This is a genomic window from Paenibacillus marchantiophytorum, assembly GCF_014640555.1.
In the GTDB taxonomy this organism is placed as follows: domain Bacteria; phylum Bacillota; class Bacilli; order Paenibacillales; family NBRC-103111; genus Paenibacillus_E; species Paenibacillus_E marchantiophytorum.
The window spans coordinates 71,143-92,165 of the sequence record NZ_BMHE01000017.1; the positions used below are offsets into that span (position 1 = coordinate 71,143).

A 21,023-nucleotide genomic window follows, 5' to 3' on the forward strand; every position below is an offset into this window, starting at 1 on the left:
TCAGCTGCCCTGACCGATAATAGTAGCACGTTTGACGCCATCCTGCGCCTGAAGTCGATCCATAATTTGACGAATTTCTTCCCCCATGGAAGACGTTTCTACGGAAATAACCACATTCGCCATGCCTTGCAGAGGAATCGTTTGATGAATCGTCAGGACATTTCCATCCAAATTAGCAATGAGTGCCAGCACGCGGGACAGGATCCCGGACCGATGCTCCAAATCCATCGATATTGTAATAATGCGTTCTCTTTCCAGCTTGCTGAGAGGATGAATGCCATCCTTATACTTGTAGAATGCGCTCCGGCTGAGCCCTACTTGTTCAACAGCCTCATGAATCGTCTTCACTTCGCCTCTTGCCAGCAATTCCTTCGCCTGCGCCGTCTTGAGCACACCTTCCGGCAAAATATCTTCCCGGACTAAATAGTACCTCTCAGGGCCGGTGTGCTTGATCGTTTGTAAAAACTCTTTGCTTTCCGGCACTGCGCTACCGTCCTCTCTAGAAAGACCATTGTTTCTCTATAGAGGACATTATATCGAATCAAGCGAGTAGATGCAATAGGCATCGCTCGTCTTATTCTTGCATTCTTTGCAGCTATGCTCCAACCTATGATAAGCTGAGTTTACTAGATCAGAAGGGAACCTTTCCATGATTACATTGCGCATGATTTCAACGGCTCTCTTATGGAACAGCCAGAACGAATTACTGATGATGAAACGATCCCTGTCACGTACCGTGTCGCCGGGACTTTGGGCTGCTGTAGGCGGTCATTTGGAACCAAATGAATTAAACAACCCGCGCGAAGCCTGCTTACGAGAAATTTGGGAAGAAACAGGCATCGAGCACGACGAAATTCAAGGATTACGCTTGCAGTATATACTGCTGCGTTTAAATGGACAAGAAGTCCGGCAACAATTTTTCTATATCGGAACCACCGATGTCAGCCCACGCATAGTCACCAACGAAGGAGATCTACACTGGATCGCAAAGGATCAAGTTTTGGATCGACCTGTCCCTTTTATCTTCCGCAGTTTGCTAGAACATTATTTCACAGTTGGCCTTACACCACATCCATGGATCGGATCGGCCGGCGTGATTGCAGGCACAGAGGAGCCAACGATTCACTGGAACCCTTTGATCGATCCTTTACAGGCTTAGCATTTTAAAATACGCAAAAAAGAGGCTTTCCTCAAAAGGTTGATACCCTAGAGAAAGCCTCTTCTTTTGTTATCGTAACGTCTATAGGAATTCCCTCAGCAAAAGCCTAGAGCGCGCTTCCCCCAAATAAGAACCGATACTCCCAATGCTTATTGGCAATGGAGTCAATGCGTACCCCGCCGCTTTCCTTGGAGTAAGTCGACAAGATCTGGCCATTGCCCAAGTAGATGGCAACATGTGTTATCTTCTGCGTAGATTTATTGATGCCATTGTAGTTGGATTTGCTTGTCCCTTTATAATCCATGAAAAACATCAGATCTCCCGCCTTCAGATCATGCCAGTCCGTTTGGGCATGTCCCAGAGATTTCACATAACTGCCTTGACCTCGGGAGTCACTTGGAAGCGTTACGCCAATCCCATCCAAGAAAGCTTGCCGAACAAAGTCGGAACAGTCGAATGTCGCTGTATTATTGCGGCTTGAGCCGTATTCATAAGGTGTGCCTAAATACTTTTTGCCTGCTGCTATAATTTTCTGTACCTTTGCACTGGTTGAACCGCTTTCCGTTCCGCCATTTGTATCGCCTCCGGAGGATGATCCTCCCGATGTTTGTATGTATTTGGAACTCGTACTTATGTAACCTTCGCGTCCGTCCGATGCTTTAACTTTATACCACCAGCTGTTTACTTTAGATAAAATGGTGACTTGCTCACCTTGCTTCAGGTAGCGGATTCGAGTAGAATTCTCGTCCGCGCTTTGACGCATGCTGACACTGCTTACAATTTGAGCTGTAGCAGCCGAAGCTTGCTGTGGCATTGGGATCGCAGCTGCACCAAAAATGAGAGCAGGCAAAAGCGCAAGAGCCAAAAGTTGTTTTTTCATGATGTTAGCCTCCTAAGCATATCGCTTTTAGTCTATGAACATGGTACCCAAACATAGAGTTCGTAAGGACTGGCTAATTTCAGTCTATTCTGAGAAACATGGCTTCGCCGCCCTGAGAGATGAGCCTCTTATAAGCGATAGATCCTGTTAAGGGAACTACGATGACTCAGAACGCAGTGTGAAAAGGAACTATGATCCGCTAATTGGCGGAAACTGTGGTAAAAGCAGTATGAAAGGGAACTGAGGTATGCTATTTAAGCAGAACATGCTGATTCCGACGAGAAATGATGAAATAGCGGATCGTAGTTCCCGTTGGTGTGGAATTTGGCAGAACTCAGCATTATAGCTGATCGTAGTTCCCTTTGGTTTATGCGATGCTGAATTCCCAATTAAAAAGCAAAATAGCACCGCCCGACACTACACTCTAATCTATCAAAAAAGATCCCCCCTTACCTCATCAAACTGTGGCAAAGGTAGGATCTTATCCGATTTTTGTGGAAGAATCATTGGTATTCAGCTGGTCTTTTCGTGCATAGCGATGGCTCTGGTCCACCCACTTTTGCATGACTTTATGCGCTTCTTTCCTCTGTAAAAGTGATTCGGCCAACTGAAAGCCCTCTTCGTAGCTCCCCACTTTATCAAACCAAGTCAATCGCAAGCCTGCATTAAAAATAACATGGTCACGTTCCCGCTTCAATTCCTCTGAATTGTCTCCGGCAATGATTCGCTGCACAACAGCAACTTGCTCCTCTTTACTAAGCGGCAGCAAGGGCTCGCTCATAAAACCAAATTTCTGCGGCTCTACCACGCGCGACTCATCGCCCCATGGTGTAACGATCCGAATCGTGCTGTTCTGATAGAGGGGCAAATCCTCAGATCCGTCAATCCCATTTACAATATACACATTCTGCAGACCGGATCTCATGGTAATCGGAATCAATGACTCCATCATTCTCCGTTGATTGACGCCTATAATCATATTCATGGACTGCACGGGGTTCATCAATTTCTCAACGGTATTCATCACGGTTCGCAAACCAATTTGTTCACGTACCTGTTTCAACTTCCCCAAAGGGGGACAGAGCTGTTCCGTATGGAGAAATCCGATATGCAGATGAAATAGCATCGTTTCCCATGCTTTGATAGATACATCCAAAGCTATCCCAAAGCTTTCGAGCAGTTCTTTCATAGCCGTCCCCTGTCTAGGCGGAAATGTATCGCCACCATGCAGAACTTGCGAGAAGCCGACAGAAGCTAACAGCAAACTGACCGGAAGGGAGATGGGGAAAAATTGACGTCCCTCAGTAGGGCCAGCACAATTCAGCGAATCCGCAAAAGCATGGTAGTTCAAGGAATAGCTGCGAAAAACATCAACGAATGCGCGAAGCTCCTCATCGGCTTCTCCTTTCATGCAAAGGGCCATCAGGAAAGCTGCGCACTGCGCATCCGTTGAGTCTCCTCTAGCCATTTCATGTGCTGCCTCAACAGCTTCTTCGTAAGATAAATCTCTTGTGCCTTGCTGGCCAGAGCCTATGGCTTGAATCCATCTTTTCATCCTCACTCCTCCTTCCGCCATTAATCTTTATGTCATATTAACTAACAAATATAGAGGTTGTATTAAGAAAATCGTAAACCTTTTCCATACTTATGTCAAGTTTTATAACACAAAACAAAGATAACGAAAAAATGGCAGATTCAGGCTGTTGAGTCGAATTAAGTCCTTGAACTGTCCAATAAAGAAAAACCTAACCTGCGACTAGGTCACCCAGTCAATGAACCTTGTGGCAAACCCAACCCCCCCTAAAGAACTCAATACCCTTTATTCGGTCAAAATCGCTCATTCTGAAAATCTAATGAATCCCAGAAGCTCTATTACAACCAAATGATCACCTTTCCGCCAATAAAGTGCCAGGTAGCGCCAACTCAGTTCATTAAATCTCAAAAGTAGCCATTTTCCGGTCTATAAGCATCCTACGGTTCATTAGATGCCCTCTAAGACCAAAAACCTTAAAGCGAAGTAAGCGGTGGACGTCAGGAAATAAGGGAAAAGCTACGCTTACCCCAACACCCAAAAACATATAAATTCTAGCATGCGCACAAAAAAAACACCTATCCTCCTGCAAGGATAAGTGTTCCATTTCAATTACTGCTTTTCATCAAATTCAAAATCGAAGTCACCGATTTGAATCGTCTGTCCGTGAACAGCTCCACGACTACGCAAATCTTGATCAATCCCCATGTTGCGCAAAATACGTGCAAATCGGGAGACGCCGTCTTGCGTACTGAAATTCGTCCGTTTGATCAGCTTTTCAATGGAAGGACTTTCAATAACGAAGACATCATTATCACGACGAATTGTGTAGTCATTTTCTTCGCGCTTCTCAAAGCGATATACTTTACGCTCTTCTTTAGCCGAAACGCCTTCCACTTCAGGCGCATTCGGAATGCTTTCAACGATGTCCGAAATCTTGTAAAGCAGTTCCTGAATGCCGCCACGCGTCAAAGCCGAAATCGCATACACGTCCACTTCTTTGCCATCCGCTGCCAATTGCTCCTTGAACAAGGTCAAATTGTCCTCGGAATCAGGCATGTCCATCTTGTTCGCAACTACGATCTGCGGGCGCTGTTCCAGCTTCGCATTGTAGAGCTTGATTTCCTCATTGATTTTGAGGAAATCTTCGTAAGGGTCGCGACCGTCCGCAGCGGACATGTCCACGACGTGCACGATCACTCTCGTCCGTTCTACGTGACGCAGGAATTCATGTCCGAGCCCCACGCCTTCGTGGGCGCCTTCGATCAGACCCGGAAGGTCCGCCATCACGAAGCTGCGTCCATCGCCAACATCCACCACCCCAAGGTTCGGGGTAAGGGTTGTGAAATGATAGGCCGCAATCTTTGGCTTCGCGGCAGAGACGACCGACAATAGCGTTGATTTCCCAACGCTAGGGAAGCCCACTAAGCCGACGTCGGCCATCACCTTCATCTCAAGCACAACCCAGCGTTCCACGCCCTCTTCGCCATTCTCGGCGATCTCAGGGGCTGTAACGCGCGCTGTCGCAAACCGTGTGTTGCCTCGTCCGCCTCGGCCACCCTTAGCAACCACGACTTCTTGACCGTGACGCGTCAAGTCGGCGATGACTTCTTGCGTGTCATCGTTAATAATCGTCGTTCCTGGCGGAATGCGCACAACCATATCGTCGGCGTTAGCGCCGTGCATGGACTTATTGCGGCCTTTCTCGCCGCGCTCCGCTTTGAAGTGCTTCTGATAGCGGAAATCCATCAGTGTACGGAGACCCTCGTCGACTCGGAAAACGACATCGCCGCCATTGCCTCCATCACCACCGGCCGGTCCACCCTCCGGTACATATTTCTCACGACGGAAAGCAACTAACCCATCGCCGCCGTCGCCGCCTTTTACAAAAATCTTCGCTTTATCAACAAACATTCCTACACCTCAACTAAGGAGAGACTTTAGCCCACGGCCAAAGATCCCTTCTGTTCTATTTGAAACGGCAGCCGCAAAGTCACAACAGCTTCTTCCTCTTGCCAATCATGCTGCTCGAGCGAGCAAGCATTGGCATTCAATCCCAGGCGTTCATTCAAAGCGTTCTCAAGTTGCTCCCTTTCATAGGGGCCTTGATATACAAAATCAAGCAGTAAGCTATCTTCTTGAACATCGAGCTCCAAGCTAAGCGTGCCATACTCACCTTCACCCGTAGCCGCATGCTGTTGAACGCATTCCACCGTTTGACGGACCACTCTCTCGATCAGTCCGCTGCGCAGAGGAAGTTCAGCCAGGTTTATTTCCTGATCTAATTCAACCACGAACTCGAGTGACTTCGATTCGACTCGGAACAGCAACAAGAAAGCAATAAAGGAGGGAAGGCCTAGCTTGGATAGATTACTTTCCTGCTGCATATTCAATTTTATTTTTTCCATATAAGGCTGCAAATTATCAAACTTCTTCATTTGAATGTATCCAAATATAATTTGAGTATCATTCATCCAATCATGCCGCAAACGATTCATCACTTGAATCAGCTTGCGATGGCTTGTCTGTTCCTGCTCGTGAAGGGTTTGGCTCCACGCCTCTTGCACTCTGCTTGTTTCCAACTTGAAAGCTGTATATCCACATAACACAATAATAATCAGTAATGCGCCTCTGACTAACCAAGGTTCTACAAACATCATCCCTGTTAGCCCGATGAGCACAAGTGCCAATAAGTAAATCTGCGCGCTGCCCACTCGCTTCATTCCCCGTCCGCTCCGTTCTCCCTGCTTTGTAAATGTTCATCCAGTATACCATGATGTACTAGCAAACTTCACCAAACAAATGAGAAAACCTCCGCCCTCGGCCATCGGAAACCGTGACCGCGTTTAGAGGTTTGTTTCGTACTTGAGAAAAAATCCCTGAGCGAACTTACGCTCGCCAGGGATTCTTATTACGCTTCTAAAGCTGCAGCTACAGGAGCTACATCAACTGGGTATACGCTCACTTTTTTGCGATCGCGGCCCCAACGTTCGAATTTCACTACGCCTTGTACCAAAGCGAAAAGTGTATCATCCGAACCAATGCCTACGTTCGTTCCTGGGTGAATTTTCGTACCGCGTTGGCGATAGAGAATGCTTCCCGCAGTAACAGTTTGACCGTCAGCACGTTTAGCGCCAAGGCGCTTGGAATGCGAGTCACGTCCGTTCTTCGTGGAACCTACTCCCTTTTTGGAAGCGAATAACTGGAGATCCAATTTCAACATGGTGTTTATCCTCCTTTGTGATAGATTGTTTCAATCGTTATATAGTCACCGTAGTTTTGTTCAATCGTTTGCAGCATAACGACCATCGATTCCAGAATCAACTGAACTTGATTCCACGTTTCCACCATGTTCCGCGTGCTCTCCGGGATTGTAACATCCAGAAGGCCTCGTTCCATTTCGTGAATAGGAATCACACCGGTTAAAGATTCTATAGAATTGAAGGTACCAACGGAAACCGCCGATACCGCAGCACAGACTAAGTCTTTGCCGGGCACGTCATACTCAGCATGGCCTTCCACTACATAAGATAAGATCTGAGGCGAATCCGGTTCAAGACGCTTTATGGTCACGTAGATCATAAGTCAGCCTATTACGCTTGGATTTTCTCAACAACTACTCTTGTGTACGGTTGACGATGACCTTGCTTTTTGTGATAGTTCTTTTTCGGTTTGTACTTATAAACGATGACTTTAGCGCCTTTGCCGTGTTTCTCCACTTTCGCGGAAACTGAAGCACCAGCTACCAATGGAGCACCTACTACTAAGCCACTCTCTTTGGAAACCAGGAACACACGATCAAAAGAAACAACTTCACCTTCAGCAGCGTTCAATTTCTCGATGTAAAGAACATCGCCCTCTTGAACTTTGTACTGTTTACCACCTGTTTCAATAATTGCGTACATTTTCATTACCTCCTCATGTCTCAGACTCGCCTTGTCCAGGTGACGGTCAGGATCGAAATCCGTTCCGTGCTTAAACCCGATTCGTGCGGTTACAGCATGCCTAAACAACACACTCCGAGTATTGTATCACAGAAACATTTTGATATGCAAATCTTTATTTGCGTTTGCGCGTCATTTCCAGCAAGCCTAACTTCGTCCAACCAACAATAATCGTTTTGGAGCGATCCTTGCGTACCGCTTGCGTCATGGTGTCCATAACAGCCGCGCGGTTTAATTCTGAGATCATATCGATGAAATCCACAATAATAATCCCCCTGATATTGCGAAGACGCAGCAGTCTTGGAATTTCTCCAGCTGCTTCTCGATTAATATCTGTGACCGTCTGCTCCAAATTAATGGATCCGGTATATCTGCCTGTATTCACATCAATAACTGTCAGCGCTTCGGTTTGATCAATAATTAAATAACCTCCGCTAGGCAGCCAAATCTTTCGTCGGAAACTAACATTAAGTTCTTCCGTCACGCCAAACTGATCAAAAAGCGGGGTTTTGCGGTCATAATAAGCAACTCTTCCTCGCCAATTGGGGTGCTGCTTGCGAAGCAGCTGCCTCATTTCTTCATACACTTTGGCCTCGTTGAGCCATACTTCATTCACGTCATCCGAGATGACATCTCGCGTTAGTCTAGGAAGAAGTTCTAAATCTTGATACAACTGAGCGGGCGCATGCGCTCCCTCCATTTTGGAGCAGATCGTTTGCCATAAGTCCCGTAAATTTTGCAAATCATCGCGAATGGATTCTTCACTTTGACCGATGGATCCGGTTCGAAGAATGACGCCTTCACCAGGGAGCAGACTGCCTTCAGCCAATTGTTTGAGCCGCTGTCTTTCCGCTTCCAAATCAATTTTGCGGGAAATAGCAATATAATCAGCATCCGGCATATACACAATCCAACGACCAGGAATGGAAATATGTGTCGTTACTCTTGCACCTTTGGTACCTTGGGGATCCTTGGTAACTTGCACCATCAGCGTCTGTCCAACTTCAGCGAGCTCCGTTATGGAGGGTTTAATCTTAGGTTGCTTGTCCAAATGGACAGGGAGGAGATCGTCTATATATAGAAAGGCATTCTTCGCAAGTCCGATATCGACGAATGCCGCCTGCATGCCGGGAAGAACATTGACGATGCGACCCATGTAGATGCTGCCTGCTCTTTGGGAATCAAGCGGATACTGCGTATCATACTCAACAAGACGACCGTCTTCCAGCAATGCCGCCTGTGTAAGTTCGGGTGCGCAGTGAATTATAAGTTGCTTCATACACGTTCACCTCAACAGTTATTTTACATGAAAAGATCGGAAACTGCACTCCCCGGTTTTTTCCCATCCAAATAACCGCTCACAATTTGCTGCTCTGGCAGCACAGCTTGTATGCGCCCAACTTCGTTGACAACATAGATTAAATGGTATTTTTCGCGCATAAAAAGCTTAAGCGTTTCAGCCATCGTTCGATGTTTGGTAATGACAATCGGCTGTGCCAGGGTGCCGCGGCTTACCAATTGACTCATCCGGGTTCCGCGGCCGATCAAGAAGCGGACAAAATGATATGGCAGCTGCCGATAGGCATACCAATTGGAAACGAGCAGGAAAATGCCGATGACCATGACATTTAGCGGAAGATGCCCGCTGATCAGCTGCGTGATGGCCGTAACAATAATCGCAAGACTAAGCATCATGCTGATCCAAACCGTATACAAAATCGTGGTGTGATACGGCATCAAGTATCCCAGCAAAGACTGCAGCACTTTCCCTCCATCAAGAGGCATGACCGGGATCAGATTGAATAATCCAATCATCAGATTGGCTTGAATAAAGTAGTCCCACCACGTGTCAACGCCTACCCCCAGCCACTTCATGAGCAGCGCCAAGACGATCATCCAGACATGCTGTATGGGACCAGCCAACGATACAACCAGTTCTTCCCATGTTGGTGCAGTTCCCAGTTCGTCGACTACCAGAACTCCGCCAAAAGGCAGTAATTGCACTTCTTTCACTCGCCAGCCTAGGCCGTTGGCGGCAGCCAAATGTCCCAGTTCGTGGACAAGCACGATGCCAAATAACGTAACAGCTTCAAGAAAATAACCCGTTAGGGCAGAACCGATCATGATGAGCGTAAATAAAGGATGAAAGCGGTACGTTGTCCCGGCCCATTTAATCAAAGTTCGTCACATCCAACGGGTTAACGGGATGCCCATCCCTCGTCAAAGCCACGTATAAGGTTCCTTTGGCCGGGTCCTTCTTGGAAGCTTTGCCGATGGACTCACCTACTTTCATCCAGTCACCGACTTCCACTGCCGCCTCACTTAACCCGCCGTATAAGGATTGCAGCCCGCCCGGATGGCGAATAATGATCGTTAGCCCCGTATCCGTGGCTACCCCGGAGAAAATCACCTGTCCGGTGTCCAGGGCATAGACCGGTGCGAACTCGGCCGTATTGACATAAACGCCCAGATGGGTCGTCCCATCATAGGGCAGAATAATATGACCTTTGGCTGGAGAATAGAAGGACCGTTTGGTTGTGCTCACTTTAACGGCTTCATCCCCCTCCTTGCTAAAACTGGGAATAAACGAGGGAGAACCGCCAAACTGATTCGTATACCATGCGGAAAGAGCCGAGAAATCATAAGAAGTCGTTAGCGAGGCGGTGATGAACTGTTTCCCCTTGATCGCCCACGGCTGATTCAGCTGAAACATGCCGTAAGTCGCTGCAAACAACATACCGCTTATCAACAGCTTGACCGCAATTTTGCGGCTGGATGGAGGCGCTAGGAGCCCTCTATCTTCATCTACCCGATAATTCCGGCCGTGTAACGATTTTTCCAGCAGCATTTTTTGCTGCCAAGCGTATTCAGGATCCTCCATCCGTCGTTTCCAATCGGTATCCGCATAGAGCGGTGGTTCCTCCATATGCCTCGAAGGCAGCAGCGGCTCGTGAATTCGTGAAGGTCGGGGTGGTCCTCCGCTTCCATTCAGGGGCTCTGGCGTTTCGCGCAGATTCCGAAGTCGTTCCAATCGTCTTTGTTTCACTTTATCTTTGACTTCCATGGAAGCCCCTCCTAAACAGTACTAGCTAGGTATGCTTAGTACAGCCTATGAGGAGAAGGACAAGATTATGTGAATAAGAAAAAAGCCCCACGACCAAGGGTCAGGGGCTTGTAGGCAGCAAATCGTTAAAACAATTCCGGTTCTCGATCCTGATGCAGCTTTACGCTCATGACTAACCCTAAGGAAAGCATGTTAATCAGCAGCGAGGTGCCTCCGTAACTGACGAAAGGAAGGGTGATGCCTGTCAAGGGCATGATGCCGATCATCATACCTACATTTTCAAAAATTTGAAAAACGAACATGGACACTACGCCAACAACGATATAGGCGCCACCCAGATGCGAGCTTTGAATGGAGATGAGAATCATCCGGTAAATTAACAAGAAATAGATGAGCAAGAGAACTGCCGATCCGCGAAAACCGAACTCTTCTCCAACCACAACGAAGATGGAATCGGAATACGCGAATGGGATAAAGTTACTGTGCACAGAAGTTCCCTTGAGGAAACCTTCTCCCTCTAATCCTCCTGAACCAATCGCTCTTACCGCGTTCTTCACTTGATAGTTATCGTCAGCGGATACTTCTGTAGGATACAGGAACGTATCGATCCGATCCATCCAGTGGCTGAACCCGTACCCCTTGAGTGCTTCAAACAATGGCTGATGAAAATGCTTATATAAGGTCATCAGCAGGAACCCTGCCCCGACCAAGATCAAAATACTAAGAAGAACATGCGTATACTTGATATTGCCGATCCATAGCATCCCAATCAAAATAATGACAAAAATAATCGCATTCCCTAAATCAGGCTGAATAAGAACCAGAAAAAATGGCAGTGCGACAGCTGCTGCAACGGGGATAAGATCATTCTTTATTAACAGCAAGCTCCCACCTCGTCTGGCCAAGAGTGCCGTAATACAAATGATTAATATTAACTTTACCAATTCTGCCGGTTGAAAGGTTAATCCCCCGGGAAGCTCGAACCAGCCGCGCGCTCCGTGTATTTTTTTACCAAAGAAATACACCGCAACCAATGAAACAATGCCAATCCCATATAGGTAGGGCGCAATGCGAATAAGAACACGATAATCAAACAAGCTGCAAGCCAGGAAGGCTGCTAATCCAACTGCGTATAAGATGAGAATTTTGCTTATGCTGATCACAATCGACGGATGATCGACCGACGCGCTGTACACCATCATTGTGCTGATAACCATGAAAGCAAACAAAATAACTACAATAGGAATATCTATGTTTTTCAGTTTGGCAAGCACTGTCCAATCATCCTATTCCGATAAACTTTTTCATGCGCTTCACCCAACCCGTTTTGTCTTCCAACTGCATGAGTGGCACGGTGTCGCCCAAAATACGACGAGCGATATTCCGGTAAGCGATAGCGGCGCGCGATGATGGATTCATAACCGTCGGTTCCCCGAGGTTAGCGGCTTTGATGACATATTCATCATCAGGCACGATACCCAGCAAATCAATAGCAAGCACGGAACAGATTTCGTCAATATCCAGCATCTCGCCTTTTTTCATCATCAGTGGACGAATGCGATTGATAACGAGCTTAGGGGAGGAAATTTTCTCATTTTCCAAAAGTCCGATAATCCGGTCAGCATCACGCACAGCCGCATTCTCAGGTGTCGTCACGACAATCGCTTTATCTGCCCCGGCAACCGCATTTTTGAACCCTTGCTCAATACCAGCAGGGCAATCGATAATGACAAACTCGAAATCCTTTTTGAGCTCCAAAATAATATCCCTCACCTGCTCAGGCGATACGGCGTGTTTATCCTTCGTCTGAGCCGCTGGCAGCAAATACAACTCATCGAAACGCTTGTCTTTGATTAACGCTTGCGGCAAACGGCAGCGACCTTCTGCCACGTCCACGAGATCATAAATAATCCGGTTTTCGAGTCCCATCACGACGTCCAAGTTGCGAAGCCCAATGTCGGTATCTACCATGCATACCTTTTTGCCTAACAGCGCCAATGCTGTTCCAAGATTCGCAGAAGTTGTAGTCTTGCCAACGCCGCCTTTGCCTGAAGTGACAACGATTGCCTCTCCCATGTTTTCTCACCCCACACGCAATTTTTCTATATTTACGAACTAAGTTTTCATAGTGGTATTGGTATCTGGCCACAACCGATGCATTTGGTGCACCTTATCGATTTCCATTTTACCTTCTTTGACATAGGCAAATTCCATAAACGCCTCTTCGATCCCCCACTCATCCGGAGAGCGGCTAATAATACCGGCTATTCGCAATTGCGTCGGCCGCATATGAGAAGCTGCGATAATCGCTTTATCGTCGCCATCAATGCCTGCATGCGCCATTCCGCGCAAGGAACCCATAATATAAATGTTGCCCGTAGACGTAATCGTCCCGCCAGGGTTCACATCACCCAAATATAATAAATCACCCTCATGGTGGAGGGTTTGTCCCGATCGAATCATCCCTTTAATCGTTGTCATTGAAACCCTAGGTTCGTCAGCGACAGCCTCCTTGCGGGGCTCATTATCGATTGATTGAATAAGCAGATTGCCTTTTTGCTTAATGACAGATCTAATCTCATCTCTCATCTCGTCCGTCACTTCACGACTGCCTAATTTCACATGTACATGAATAATCGGTCCGGTCAATATCTGTTGATGCGTTTTCTCAAGCTTATGCTGCAGCTCGCTCAGCAAATCTTGCCATTCGCATGCATCGTTTAGTAAAAAAACTAGGCCATCTTTGACCCCTTTTATCATCACATGGTGTTTCGCTACGGACATAATAGTATGACAACCTCCCAACCTATACATTTCGGTTCATGTCCTGAGTTCTCCTGCTGAGCGCCCAGAAAATTAATCTTCGTTACCAGTTGGCGCTAACCGCTTTCCTTCAAGCAGCTTGCGTATAGGCACGTAGAAAATCAGGGCAAATAACAGATTAAACAGCACACTTGGAAGCATGTAATGGGTGAGAGCAAATTTCAAATCAATGTCAATAAGCTTGAACAACCGATTGATGCCGTAATTGAGAAACTCAAACAAAAGCAATCCCAATCCCGTAATCAACAAATTATAGAATATTAAATTAGGCTGCCTGCGCTGTGCCAAACCGGCCAAATAGCCTGTAAGTCCCATACCGAAGGAATACACACCAAGCATAGATCCATAATAATTGAAATCATGCAAAAGCCCAAACAGCAGCCCATAAATGAGAGCGGTATGACGATGATGAAAAAGTCCGATAAACAAAATAAAAACCAATGTGAAATGGGGAGTTACATGTACCGTCCCTTGCCAAGCCGAAGGGATCAGCCAAATAACAATACTGCCTTGCAGAATAAAAATGCCAAGTAAAATGAGCCACAGCAGATGTCGATTCACTTCACGGCTCACCTCATTTCACTTCTGGGACTTCGACCACAAACACTTCGCGAATATGGCTGAACGAAGCTTTGGGCTTCACCATAACCTTGTAAGTGATGCCGAATTCCCCAGGGCCGATGGAGGCAATGGTTCCAACCTCAATGCCTTTAGGAAACACTTGACCCATGCCTGATGTAATAATCGTGTCTCCAACTTTCATATCGTCCGCATGCTCAACCTTGTTCATCACGAGCTCCCCAGTATCGGCATACGACTCAATGATCCCGAACGGCTGATTCTCATTTCCCTTAACCGTAACGGCGATGGCCTTGGAGTTATTGTCAGAATCATTGATTTCGTTGAGCAATTGCACATTCGAGTGAAAGCCGAACACTTTGCTTACTCTGCCTATCAAACCGTCCACGGTCATGACGGCCATATTTTCCTTGATCCCGTCTTTATCGCCTAAATTAATCGTTACCGTTGTGTTGTATGGATCTGTATCCATCGTGACCACTTCAGCAATGCGATACGTATAGACGTTGGCTTGACGCTGTCGTTCTGTGAAGCCAAGCGCTTCCATCAACCGTTTGTTTTGGGCCTCTAGATCGTTCAGACGCTGTGTATCTCTGGCGTACTGCGTCAGCGTCAACTTGAGTGTCTTATTTTCTGTGTAGATGACTCTTAGTTGCCGGATATCTTCGAAGAAACCCGCTACCTGCGCAGCGGGCTTATAGAAGAGTCCTTGCGTCCATGAAACCGAGTCTTTCACGAATTTCTCCGGCCACGTCATCGGACCCCGATTTCCTAGTGTCAATCCCATCAAAATGAAGAAGCAGACAAGTCCGAACATCAGGAAAAATAGCCTCTTGTTTCCCATAAATTTAAACAACATGAGCACCTTCTAACGAATATTAACGCTGCTTATATCGCGAGCCTGATCCAGACTTGTTTTTGAACAAATGAATATTTTCTAAAGCACGGCCAGTACCGATCGCCACGCAATCCAGCGGGTTCTCTGCCACGAGTACAGGCATTCCTGTCTCTCTGGCAAGCAAGCGGTCCAGATTGCGGAGCAAGGCGCCGCCGCCCGTCAGGACGATCCCGCGATCCATAATATCCGCTGACAATTCTGGCGGACATTTCTCAAGCGTGACTTTGACCGCTTCCACGATCGCATTGACCGTGTCCTGAAGCGAATCTGTGATTTCATCCGACGATACGCTCATCGTTTTGGGCAATCCCGAAACAAGATCACGTCCACGGATTTCAAGCGTTTCTGGCTTCTCCATCGGAAGCGCAGAGCCAATTTCCATTTTGAGCGTTTCGGATGTGCGTTCCCCAATCATCAAATTGTATGTACGCTTAATGTATTGAATGATAGCTTCGTCCATTTCATCCCCGGCGATGCGGATCGAGCGGCTGGTCACGATGCCCCCGAGAGAAATAACCGCGACTTCTGTCGTTCCGCCCCCGATGTCGACGACCATACTGCCTGTTGGTTCCCAAACAGGGAGATCGGCTCCAATCGCTGCGGCGAACGGCTCTTCAATCGTATACGCTTCGCGCGCTCCGGCTTGCTTGGTTGCATCCTCTACGGCACGTTTCTCTACCGCCGTAATCCCGGAAGGTACACAAACCATGACATTCGGGTGACGTTGGAACAACCAACGCTGCTTCTGAGCTTGTCTTAAAAAGTAGCGAATCATCGTCGCTGTTGTCTCAAAATCGGCGATAACGCCATCTTTCATCGGACGAATCGCTCGGATATTGCCCGGTGTGCGTCCGATCATTTTTTTGGCCGCGTCTCCGACAGCCTCGATTGTTTTCGTATCCGTACGTAGAGCAACCACGGATGGCTCTCTAACGATAATTCCTCTGCCTTTTACATAAACCAGCGTATTCGCTGTACCCAAATCAATACCCAAATCTTTCGTAAAACCGCCAAACATGGCAAAGCTCCTTTCCTGTTGCCAATCTATTATATTACATAAAGCCTTGTTCCTTCAAACTAATGAATCGCTGATCACCAATGATAACATGATCCAGTACTTCAATACCAATGATTGTTCCAGCCTCTATCAATCGATGAGTAATTTGGATATCTTCCGGACTTGGCGTAGGATCGCCACTTGGATGATTATGAACACAGACGATCGAAGCGCTGCTGCGTTTGATCGCTGCACGAAACACCTCTCTGGGGTGAACAATCGATGCATTCAAGCTGCCCATCGACAACGTCTCCTGTCCAAGCAGATGATTCTTCGTATTCAGAAACAAACAAACGAAATGTTCTTTCTGCAAGTACCGAAGATCTTCGCTCATGAAATCAGCGATATCCTTAGGTGATCGAATCGTCACCCGCTCGGAATGTTTACTCTTGGCAAGCCGGCGTCCGAGCTCGATTCCTGCCAGAATCTGCAATGCTTTGGCATCTCCAATCCCCTTGATCTGCGTGAGCTGATCTTTGCTCATATCAACTAGACTGCGCAACCCACCACTTTCGTTCAATATTCTTGCAGCCAAATGCACGGCAGATTCAGATACCGTCCCGGTTCGCAGAATAATCGCCAGAAGCTCGACATGACTCAAGGCCCCGGCGCCGTATTGCAGCATTCTCTCTCTCGGTCTTTCCTCGGATGGTACTTCTCGCAGCATCAAGCTGATGGCTTCCATGAATTCCCCTCTTCCATCTTATAGGTTATGTTACTTCGTTGTATCCCATTCATCTCTCTATATGTGCATAAAAAGACATAAAACCCCCGGAATCATAAGATCCGAGGGCTTCTAGGACAATAGCTCATTATTCGTTTGTGGGCATTCGAACGCTTTAATTCGTTCCAACATACTGCCGATGGTATGACCATTGAAGTAAAGTTCCATCTGCTTTTCCGCGTCTGCGAACATATCTCCCATCAATTTATCCATCTTGGATGAAATCATGCAGGGTTTATTCTCATCTCCGGAACACCAACTTGGTTTCAAGGATCCTTGGCAAGTCAATCGATATATTTCACCGAGTGTCACTTCTTCCGGCTTGCGGCTAAGGATAAAACCCCCGCCAATTCCTTCTTTCGTTGAAACGTAACCAGCTTTGCGCAGGAAGCCCATCACTTTGCGAATACGAGCAGAATGTGTGGATACATTCACCGCTATTTCTTCACTTGTTGCCATATGATCAGGCAAATTCGCTAGAAAAACGAGACTGTGGACGGCTATCGTAAATTCGCTGTTCATGGTTGGATCCCCCCGGTAGAATGCGATGTTATGTCGCTTACTGTCATTGTAACCGTTACAGATTACACAGTCAATGGATGGGCCCTTTTCGGGAGGAACAACCGTGAACATTTAGAGAACTTCGATATCAAACGCGAGAAGCAAGTCGCTTAGCTTGGAAAGCGGCAAGCCAACCACGGTAAAATAGTCGCCTTCAATCGCTTGCACAATCGTTGCCCCAATCCCTTGGATCGCATAAGAACCTGCTTTATCCTTGGGCTCGCCTGTTGCAATATAACGCAGAATCTGCGCATCCGACATCGGCTTCATGGTCACATGGGTCACACTGTGCGAAACGACATGCTTCCCATTAGAAGCATCTATGCAAGCGATACCGCTGTACACCTGATGAGTGCTGCCTTGCAGCGATTGAAGCATGCGATAGGCATCCTGCTCGTCCACAGGTTTCCCCAAAATTTCATCCTTATAAACAACTACCGTATCAGAGCCGATAATAATACCATGCTTCTCTTCGGCTTCTAGCATTTCACGGACCATCGAGGCTTTGCGTACAGATAATACTTCTACCAATTCAGATGGCGTAATTTTTCCTTCGACGGTCTCATCTGCGTCACTGACCCGAATGATATAGGGTAGTCCAAGTGCTTGAATCAGTTCTTGTCTTCGCGGTGAAGAGGAAGCAAGAATCAGTCGTTGATTAAAGTTCGTGCTCGTGCTCAAATGAAACAACTCCCAGCTCATTATAATATCGGACGAATGTCGGATAATGCTTTTTACACCTTGCGATACAGGAGGAATGCGCCCACCAATCCAAGAATGCTGCATAAGTTTAGTTTCACCAACAGATGGAACTCATATTTCACAACTTGCAGATCGGCTTTAGGCTCCCAAGTAATTTGCGCTGATTTGGTCAAAAAAGCGAGGGCAGGGACCGGAGCCAGCAACTGGCCTATGATAATCCCGGCAATGAGACCGACGATTAAAAAAACGATTAATGTGAAGGTGTTTTTCTTCATGCCCGACATCCTCTCTCCTATGTACAAGCCCTATTATACTTGCACACACCCCTTTTTTCCATGAGAAATGTGGGCGTATGGTGATTGTTACCTGCTTACATCCCATACCGATCCTAGTAAGATAGTTACCGGAGGTATTTCAACCATGACGCTACTTAAAAGACTTGTTCTGTTTACATTACTGTTAACTTGCGCCTTTCCGTATCAAGCTTTTGCCTACAAAGTTGTGCTGGATGCCGGACATGGCGGAAGTGACCCCGGTGCATCCGGCGTGAATGGACTCCGCGAAAAAGATGTCAATTGGGACATCACCCAGAAGGTACGAGACGAGCTGACAGCACTAGGCTATGAGGTTGTACTGACAAGAACGGATGATTCCTACTGGTCTCTTGCGCAGCGGGTCGAATTCACGAATACGCTGCAAGCGGATTTGTTCGTATCCATTCATGCGAATGCACATCCCGATGGCAAAACCAAAGGTTCTATGGTGCTCTACTACGACAATGCCTACCCGCAGGAGGATTATCCTGCCAGTGAAACGATGAAACAATTAACACCCTATAGCAAAGACCTCGCACAGCATGTTCTGGATTCACTCGTTTCCGCAGCGGGCACCAAGAACTTGGGACTAGTGCCAAGCGCCGTATATGTCGCCAGAATGGGCACCATTCCCAGCATCCTTGTAGAAACAGCATTTCTGAGTCAATCCAGCGATGCCGCTTTACTCGCCAATGATGCCGTTCGCGCCAAAATGGCCAAAGGGATTGCGAGTGGGATTGCTGCCTATACACCGCCGCTTTTTACTGACACATTAGTACACTGGGCCAGAGATCCGATCTTGCGTATGAAAAACAAAGGCGTTATCGAAGGTATCGCCAACCGTTATGAACCAGATCGCGCTCTGACCAGAGCGGAATTTCTCACCTTGATGGATCGCGTCTTCACCTTCAGCGGCCTGAAATCATCCTGTGACCCTGGTAGGAACGGAACCGTCACCTCGATTGTGTACGGCTGCCAATCCGTGACTGAGCAAGACTACAAAGATTTGCCCGCTTCTCATTGGGCCAGCGCCGTGTTTGCCAAAGCCAAGAAGCTGAATCTACTGCAAGGCTATTCGGATGGAACAATTCGTCCCAATCAATCGATTACAAGAGGTGAAGTCGCTTTTCTCTTTGATCGCCTCTTGCAGCTTTCTTCCAACAACAGCATTCAGGCAACTTTACCGTCAACCGATAAATTTGACGATGTGCCTTCCGACTTATGGAGTGCCAAAGCTATCTACGCTTTGAAAAAAAAGGGCATCATCAATGGGATCACCGACACAACCTTCAAACCGGATCAAACGATTACGCGTGCCGAGATGGCCGCCCTGTTGGATCGTTATTATGTCAAATAAACAAAGAGCGTGTCTGAACCCTCTAGAGGTTTGGACACGCTCTTCCTGTTAGTTAGCGCTGATTTTTTTAAGCAGTTCCTTCTGCGCAATAATATATTGCATCAACGACGACTGGGTTTGCCATAGCATCGCCGCGGAAGGCGTTTTCTTGTACTCATCCATCGATTGGACAGCGCTGTTCATGGCTGAGACCATTTTTTGCACGATCGCTTTGGAGTCATCGGCTAAGCCTTCAATCATCGTCGTCGACAACGTCGTCAACTGTTGATGCGAGGCATGAATCGTCTGCACAGAGGCATCGGCCAAAGCTCCTGGCTTCGTCTCTGCCAAATGCACAAGCGTCAAACCTGTCATCGTATTTAAAAGTTTGTCCCCTTCCGCTAGAAACGCGGGAACTGCTTCCGGTTTCTGTCCCCCCCAACGAATCCCTGTCGCGGCCGGGATCTCCAAGCTTTTCATATAAACTTCGATCGATTTATCCGCAGACTGAACCTCTCCCCTTAATGTGAGCGCGTCATATTTGGTTTTGGCAAAACCAACGAAAACCGTCAGCTTATCCATGGTATCCAGCGCCGAGGCCAAACCTTTCTTTTTCAGCGTATCCTGGGTGGCTTGAGCTCCTTGCAAGCTGCTAAACACCCCATTTTGCAAAAAGGTATAGGATTTGGCTGGAATTTGTACCGCGGTGACGACACCTGCGTTTGCCGTTGCGGCAATCGCCGTCCCCTGATCGGGCGTGACTTTGGTAGCTCCAGTCGGCGCTTTCGAAGGTACGACTGCTTGCGCCTTAGGCGACGATACCGCCACCGTATTTTTAACAGCTGCCGGATCACCGCTTTTGGGATCAGATGAAAACATGGAGAGTACGAAAAAACCAAAGGCGATGCCCGTCACGACCGCCCCAGCCACTGAAGTCGCAATTCGCATCCACGGCGTCCCTGACGATTTGGCATATCGAGCACCTGTCTCAGGCTCTACATATGGCCCCTTAGGCGTCCAGCTTGACCACTCATCCTGATTTCGCTCTAAGCTAGGCTCTAATCTATCTAAGGGCTCTTCTCTTCCACCTTGACGCTCCTTGGCCTCCTGAGAATCGCGAATGATCCGTTCCACACGATCGCTTTCCGTTTCTATTTGGCTGTGCCAATTTCCAAAATCCGTTGTGAACGTATTCAGCGCATGAGGCTCGAACAAATGCTCGACTTGCTCCCTCTCCGCCTGTTGGTAGGGAGTAACCTGATCGGGTACGACATGTGTTTGTTCTTCGGGGATTATTTTAAATTCTTCTTGATAGAGAGGAATTACTTTCTCCTCTTGATCCGGTACGCGTGAAGCTTTGCGGGTCGATTCTGCGGCTTCTTTTGGATCGAAACGATAAGTAATTCTGGCTTTATTCATTCTCTTCACTCCCTCGCAAAATGTATTTGGAA

Annotated in this window: 24 protein-coding genes and 1 other annotated feature; of the genes, 2 read left to right on the forward strand and 22 right to left on the reverse strand. The window is 47.4% G+C overall.

Annotated elements, in window-relative coordinates; genetic code table 11:
• Positions 1-483, reverse strand: a complete 483-nt coding sequence (thrR, locus tag IEY34_RS17350; RefSeq protein ID WP_229757699.1) for a transcriptional regulator ThrR — start codon at positions 481-483, stop codon at positions 1-3.
• Positions 484-649: 166 nt separating this feature from the next.
• Here thrR and IEY34_RS17355 point away from each other — a divergent pair, with 166 nt between their 5' ends.
• A complete protein-coding gene (locus IEY34_RS17355; protein ID WP_189013404.1) occupies positions 650-1,159 on the forward strand; it encodes an NUDIX domain-containing protein in 510 nt (169 codons plus the stop codon).
• A 106-nt stretch (positions 1,160-1,265) separates the two neighbouring features.
• Here the strand turns inward: IEY34_RS17355 and IEY34_RS17360 are convergent, their stop codons facing one another.
• From IEY34_RS17360 to IEY34_RS17455, 20 genes are all read right to left on the reverse strand, one after another.
• Complete coding sequence (locus IEY34_RS17360; RefSeq protein ID WP_189013405.1) at positions 1,266-2,039, reverse strand: C40 family peptidase; 774 nt, start codon at positions 2,037-2,039, stop codon at positions 1,266-1,268.
• A gap of 481 nt (positions 2,040-2,520) precedes the next feature.
• Positions 2,521-3,594: an anthranilate phosphoribosyltransferase gene (locus IEY34_RS17365; protein WP_189013407.1), complete on the reverse strand. Its 1,074-nt coding sequence runs from the start codon at positions 3,592-3,594 to the stop codon at positions 2,521-2,523.
• Positions 3,595-4,182: 588 nt separating this feature from the next.
• Positions 4,183-5,484, reverse strand: coding sequence for a GTPase ObgE (obgE, locus tag IEY34_RS17370; RefSeq protein WP_189013409.1), 1,302 nt, complete (start codon positions 5,482-5,484; stop codon positions 4,183-4,185).
• 26 nt (positions 5,485-5,510) lie between these two features.
• Positions 5,511-6,293 carry a Spo0B domain-containing protein gene (locus tag IEY34_RS17375; RefSeq protein WP_189013411.1) on the reverse strand — a complete coding sequence of 261 codons (783 nt, stop codon included), beginning with the start codon at positions 6,291-6,293 and terminating at the stop codon, positions 5,511-5,513.
• Between the two features lie 188 nt (positions 6,294-6,481).
• Positions 6,482-6,793 carry a 50S ribosomal protein L27 gene (rpmA, locus tag IEY34_RS17380; protein ID WP_147947051.1) on the reverse strand — a complete coding sequence of 104 codons (312 nt, stop codon included), beginning with the start codon at positions 6,791-6,793 and terminating at the stop codon, positions 6,482-6,484.
• Between the two features lie 5 nt (positions 6,794-6,798).
• Positions 6,799-7,152, reverse strand: coding sequence for a ribosomal-processing cysteine protease Prp (locus IEY34_RS17385; RefSeq protein ID WP_189013413.1), 354 nt, complete (start codon positions 7,150-7,152; stop codon positions 6,799-6,801).
• 11 nt (positions 7,153-7,163) lie between these two features.
• Complete coding sequence (gene rplU, locus IEY34_RS17390) at positions 7,164-7,475, reverse strand: 50S ribosomal protein L21 (RefSeq protein ID WP_029194673.1); 312 nt, start codon at positions 7,473-7,475, stop codon at positions 7,164-7,166.
• Positions 7,476-7,487: 12 nt separating this feature from the next.
• Positions 7,488-7,576, reverse strand: a sequence feature (ribosomal protein L21 leader region).
• Between the two features lie 53 nt (positions 7,577-7,629).
• Positions 7,630-8,793 (reverse strand): Rne/Rng family ribonuclease, encoded by a 1,164-nt coding sequence (locus tag IEY34_RS17395; protein WP_189013415.1) that lies wholly within the window; start codon positions 8,791-8,793, stop codon positions 7,630-7,632.
• A 23-nt stretch (positions 8,794-8,816) separates the two neighbouring features.
• The gene (locus IEY34_RS17400; RefSeq protein WP_189013417.1) at positions 8,817-9,692 is read right to left on the reverse strand and encodes a M50 family metallopeptidase; all 876 of its coding nucleotides are present in this window, start codon (positions 9,690-9,692) and stop codon (positions 8,817-8,819) included.
• On the reverse strand, positions 9,685-10,578 hold the full coding sequence (locus IEY34_RS17405; protein WP_189013419.1) for a M23 family metallopeptidase: 894 nt from the start codon (positions 10,576-10,578) through the stop codon (positions 9,685-9,687). Before IEY34_RS17405 ends, IEY34_RS17400 begins: the two co-directional genes overlap by 8 nt.
• A 125-nt stretch (positions 10,579-10,703) precedes the next feature.
• Positions 10,704-11,852, reverse strand: a complete 1,149-nt coding sequence (locus IEY34_RS17410; RefSeq protein WP_189013421.1) for an FtsW/RodA/SpoVE family cell cycle protein — start codon at positions 11,850-11,852, stop codon at positions 10,704-10,706.
• A 7-nt stretch (positions 11,853-11,859) separates the two neighbouring features.
• A complete protein-coding gene (gene minD / locus IEY34_RS17415; protein WP_189013423.1) occupies positions 11,860-12,654 on the reverse strand; it encodes a septum site-determining protein MinD in 795 nt (264 codons plus the stop codon).
• Positions 12,655-12,693: 39 nt separating this feature from the next.
• Entirely contained in the window at positions 12,694-13,362 is a 669-nt protein-coding gene (minC, locus tag IEY34_RS17420) for a septum site-determining protein MinC (RefSeq protein WP_189013425.1), read from the reverse strand.
• A 72-nt stretch (positions 13,363-13,434) separates the two neighbouring features.
• A complete protein-coding gene (gene mreD / locus IEY34_RS17425) occupies positions 13,435-13,962 on the reverse strand; it encodes a rod shape-determining protein MreD (RefSeq protein ID WP_189013427.1) in 528 nt (175 codons plus the stop codon).
• A gap of 13 nt (positions 13,963-13,975) precedes the next feature.
• Complete coding sequence (gene mreC / locus IEY34_RS17430) at positions 13,976-14,839, reverse strand: rod shape-determining protein MreC (protein WP_189013429.1); 864 nt, start codon at positions 14,837-14,839, stop codon at positions 13,976-13,978.
• A 19-nt stretch (positions 14,840-14,858) separates the two neighbouring features.
• On the reverse strand, positions 14,859-15,896 hold the full coding sequence (locus IEY34_RS17435) for a rod shape-determining protein (RefSeq protein WP_189013431.1): 1,038 nt from the start codon (positions 15,894-15,896) through the stop codon (positions 14,859-14,861).
• Positions 15,897-15,930: 34 nt separating this feature from the next.
• Positions 15,931-16,620, reverse strand: coding sequence for a RadC family protein (gene radC, locus IEY34_RS17440; protein ID WP_189013433.1), 690 nt, complete (start codon positions 16,618-16,620; stop codon positions 15,931-15,933).
• Positions 16,621-16,731: 111 nt separating this feature from the next.
• A complete protein-coding gene (locus tag IEY34_RS17445; RefSeq protein ID WP_189013435.1) occupies positions 16,732-17,181 on the reverse strand; it encodes an RrF2 family transcriptional regulator in 450 nt (149 codons plus the stop codon).
• Between the two features lie 111 nt (positions 17,182-17,292).
• Positions 17,293-17,901, reverse strand: a complete 609-nt coding sequence (locus IEY34_RS17450) for a Maf family protein (RefSeq protein WP_229757700.1) — start codon at positions 17,899-17,901, stop codon at positions 17,293-17,295.
• A 53-nt stretch (positions 17,902-17,954) separates the two neighbouring features.
• Entirely contained in the window at positions 17,955-18,197 is a 243-nt protein-coding gene (locus IEY34_RS17455) for a DUF4321 domain-containing protein (protein WP_189013437.1), read from the reverse strand.
• 145 nt (positions 18,198-18,342) lie between these two features.
• Here IEY34_RS17455 and IEY34_RS17460 point away from each other — a divergent pair, with 145 nt between their 5' ends.
• Positions 18,343-19,593, forward strand: a complete 1,251-nt coding sequence (locus tag IEY34_RS17460; RefSeq protein WP_189013439.1) for an N-acetylmuramoyl-L-alanine amidase — start codon at positions 18,343-18,345, stop codon at positions 19,591-19,593.
• A 48-nt stretch (positions 19,594-19,641) separates the two neighbouring features.
• Here the strand turns inward: IEY34_RS17460 and IEY34_RS17465 are convergent, their stop codons facing one another.
• The gene (locus tag IEY34_RS17465) at positions 19,642-20,991 is read right to left on the reverse strand and encodes a hypothetical protein (RefSeq protein WP_189013441.1); all 1,350 of its coding nucleotides are present in this window, start codon (positions 20,989-20,991) and stop codon (positions 19,642-19,644) included.
• Positions 20,992-21,023: the final 32 nt, after the last annotated feature.

Excerpts from the sequence above, each read along its gene's own strand:
- IEY34_RS17445 (WP_189013435.1), bottom strand. The coding sequence starts at position 17,181 with ATGAACAGCGAATTTACGATAGCCGTCCACAGTCTCGTTTTTCTAGCG.
- rplU (WP_029194673.1), bottom strand. The coding sequence starts at position 7,475 with ATGTACGCAATTATTGAAACAGGTGGTAAACAGTACAAAGTTCAAGAG.
- minC (WP_189013425.1), bottom strand. The coding sequence starts at position 13,362 with ATGTCCGTAGCGAAACACCATGTGATGATAAAAGGGGTCAAAGATGGC.
- IEY34_RS17365 (WP_189013407.1), bottom strand. The coding sequence starts at position 3,594 with ATGAAAAGATGGATTCAAGCCATAGGCTCTGGCCAGCAAGGCACAAGA.
- IEY34_RS17395 (WP_189013415.1), bottom strand. The coding sequence starts at position 8,793 with ATGAAGCAACTTATAATTCACTGCGCACCCGAACTTACACAGGCGGCA.
- minD (WP_189013423.1), bottom strand. The coding sequence starts at position 12,654 with ATGGGAGAGGCAATCGTTGTCACTTCAGGCAAAGGCGGCGTTGGCAAG.
- mreC (WP_189013429.1), bottom strand. The coding sequence starts at position 14,839 with ATGTTGTTTAAATTTATGGGAAACAAGAGGCTATTTTTCCTGATGTTC.
- IEY34_RS17405 (WP_189013419.1), bottom strand. The coding sequence starts at position 10,578 with ATGGAAGTCAAAGATAAAGTGAAACAAAGACGATTGGAACGACTTCGG.
- rpmA (WP_147947051.1), bottom strand. The coding sequence starts at position 6,793 with ATGTTGAAATTGGATCTCCAGTTATTCGCTTCCAAAAAGGGAGTAGGT.
- IEY34_RS17435 (WP_189013431.1), bottom strand. The coding sequence starts at position 15,896 with ATGTTTGGCGGTTTTACGAAAGATTTGGGTATTGATTTGGGTACAGCG.
- IEY34_RS17465 (WP_189013441.1), bottom strand. The coding sequence starts at position 20,991 with ATGAATAAAGCCAGAATTACTTATCGTTTCGATCCAAAAGAAGCCGCA.
- radC (WP_189013433.1), bottom strand. The coding sequence starts at position 16,620 with ATGGAAGCCATCAGCTTGATGCTGCGAGAAGTACCATCCGAGGAAAGA.
- IEY34_RS17460 (WP_189013439.1), top strand. The coding sequence starts at position 18,343 with ATGACGCTACTTAAAAGACTTGTTCTGTTTACATTACTGTTAACTTGC.
- IEY34_RS17360 (WP_189013405.1), bottom strand. The coding sequence starts at position 2,039 with ATGAAAAAACAACTTTTGGCTCTTGCGCTTTTGCCTGCTCTCATTTTT.
- IEY34_RS17385 (WP_189013413.1), bottom strand. The coding sequence starts at position 7,152 with ATGATCTACGTGACCATAAAGCGTCTTGAACCGGATTCGCCTCAGATC.
- IEY34_RS17375 (WP_189013411.1), bottom strand. The coding sequence starts at position 6,293 with ATGAAGCGAGTGGGCAGCGCGCAGATTTACTTATTGGCACTTGTGCTC.
- obgE (WP_189013409.1), bottom strand. The coding sequence starts at position 5,484 with ATGTTTGTTGATAAAGCGAAGATTTTTGTAAAAGGCGGCGACGGCGGC.
- IEY34_RS17355 (WP_189013404.1), top strand. The coding sequence starts at position 650 with ATGATTACATTGCGCATGATTTCAACGGCTCTCTTATGGAACAGCCAG.
- IEY34_RS17455 (WP_189013437.1), bottom strand. The coding sequence starts at position 18,197 with ATGAAGAAAAACACCTTCACATTAATCGTTTTTTTAATCGTCGGTCTC.